This window comes from Terrabacter sp. P5_B1 (assembly GCF_056400505.1).
On the sequence record NZ_JBFULD010000495.1, the window covers coordinates 1 to 2,059 of the forward strand.

Genomic DNA, 2,059 nt, shown 5'->3' on the forward strand with positions numbered 1-2,059 from the left:
GCCGTGGACGCGGCCGCGGTCGTGGCACCGGCGGTGCGTCCGCCGGTGGCCGCGCGCCCGGTGCAGGTCGTCCGGCCGGCGAGGGTGGTCGTGGTCGAGGCCGCGGCGATGAGGGCTCGGGCCGCGCAGCGGGTGCCGGTCGTGGYGCAGCTGGTGGCCGTGGCGGTCAGGGTGGTCGCCGGTCCGGCGGTGCTGGTGGCGCCGGCGGTTCGGGCCGTCGCGGCGGCTCGTCGACCGTCTACTCGACGAGCAGCGGCGGCAGCGCGGCGTCGTTCTCCGCCGGCTCCCGTGCCGGCGCCCGCCGCTCCCGCTGACCCGCTGACCTTTTACCGTCGAGAGGCCACGTGTGGCCGCCTCGCAACCSTCGARAGGCCAAACCTCATCGCGAGGTTTGGCCTTTCGACGCTCGGCACCCGGCCACACGTGGCCTTTCGACGTTCGGCACTCGGCCAAACGTGGCCTTTCGACGTTCTTCACCCGGCCACACGTGGCCTTTCGAGGGGTGGGGGTCAGGATCGTTTGAGGGAGCGGCTGCGCCCGCGGAACTCGGCGATGATCTGACCGTCCGACTCCCGCTTGACCGTCACGTCGGTGATGCCGCTGCGCCCGAAGGCCGAGCGCACGTGCCCCTCGGCGACGAGCACGTCGCCGAGCCGGCCGGGCGCGGTGAAGGAGATGTCGGCCCCCGCCGCCACCGTGAGGCGCCCCCGCGAGTTGCAGGCGAGCGCGAAGCACGAGTCGGCCAGGGTGAAGATGTAGCCGCCATGGCAGATGGCGTGGCCGTTGACCATGTCCTCGCGGATCGCCATCCGGACCACGGCGTGGTCCTGCTCGACGACGGCGGCCTCCATGCCGAGGCGTCGCGAGGCCTCGTCATCGGCCCACATCCGTCGGGCGAAGGCGACTCCGGCCTCCGGGTCGGGGCCGTCGAGGCCCTCCCCACCTCCGGCGGGCAGCTGCGTCTCGCTCATGTGATGCTCCCGTCGGTCAGGGCCGGGCTCGCTCGGTACCGGCCGCCCGGATAGGCCTCGTCGAGCTCGGCGAGCTGGCGGGCGACGACGTCGAACCCGATCTCGCGCCCCCACGCGAGGGGGCCCTTCGGGTACCGCGTGCCGAGCCGCATCGCCGTGTCGACGTCCTCGGCACTCGCCTCGCCGCGAGCCACGAGGTCGACGGCCTCGTTGACGAGCATCGCGAGCGTCCGGGCGAGCGGGTCGGTCGCGACGGGCCCGCCCACGAGGCGGTGCGCCAGCTCGACGTCTGGCTCGGCCCCGTCGACCGAGCCGTCGGCGGCATACGTGAAGACGCCCCGGCCCGACTTGCGCCCGAGCCGAMCCGCCGCGACGAGGTCCTGCTGGAAGGTCGTCGGTGTGTAGCGCTCGTCGCGGCCGGTCTGCTCCCAGACCGACGTGCCGACGGCGAGGTTGACGTCCTGACCGATGAAGTCGGTCAGCTCCAGCGGGCCCATCGGGAAGCCTCCGCGCTCACGAAGGATCCAGTCGACGGTCGCCGCGTCGGCGATGCCGCTCTCGACGATCCGCTGCGCCTCGCCGTAGAAGGGGCGCGCCACCCGGTTGACGATGAAGCCCGGGGTCGAGCTGCACCGGACCGGCGTCTTGCCCCAGGCCGTCATGAGCGCGGTGGCGTGCTCGACGTAGGCCTGGGCGGTGCGCTCGCCGTGCACGACCTCGACGAGCTTCATGACGGGCGGCGGGTTGAAGAAGTGCAGGCCGAGCACGCGCTCCGGGTCGGCGACGTCGTCGGCGATGTCGTCGATGTCGATGCTGGACGTGTTCGTCGCGAGAACGGTGGTCGAGGGCTGGTGGTCGGCGAGGTCGGCGAAGATCCTTCGCTTGAGGTCGAGGTCCTCGGGCACGGCCTCGATGACCAGCCCGCAGTTGGGCAGCTCGTCGAGGGACACCGCGGGGGTGATCCGCGTCAGCACCGCGTTCGCCGCGTCAGCCGGCAGTCGGCCCTTGTCGACGGCGCGCGACAGGGCAGCGCCGATCCTCTCGACGGCCCCCGCCGCCGCGCCGGGAAGCGCGTCGACGAGCACGAC

Annotated in this window: 2 protein-coding genes; both read right to left on the reverse strand. The window is 73.0% G+C overall.

The window, feature by feature from the left end:
* Window positions 1–509 precede the first annotated feature (509 nt).
* Window positions 510–971, reverse strand: a complete 462-nt coding sequence (gene paaI, locus AC1DP0_RS21320; RefSeq protein ID WP_478088485.1) for a hydroxyphenylacetyl-CoA thioesterase PaaI — start codon at window positions 969–971, stop codon at window positions 510–512.
* The coding region (locus tag AC1DP0_RS21325; protein ID WP_478088487.1) for a 3-hydroxyacyl-CoA dehydrogenase NAD-binding domain-containing protein at window positions 968–2,059 on the reverse strand (1,092 nt) is incomplete at its 5' end. The genes paaI and AC1DP0_RS21325, both read right to left, overlap by 4 nt.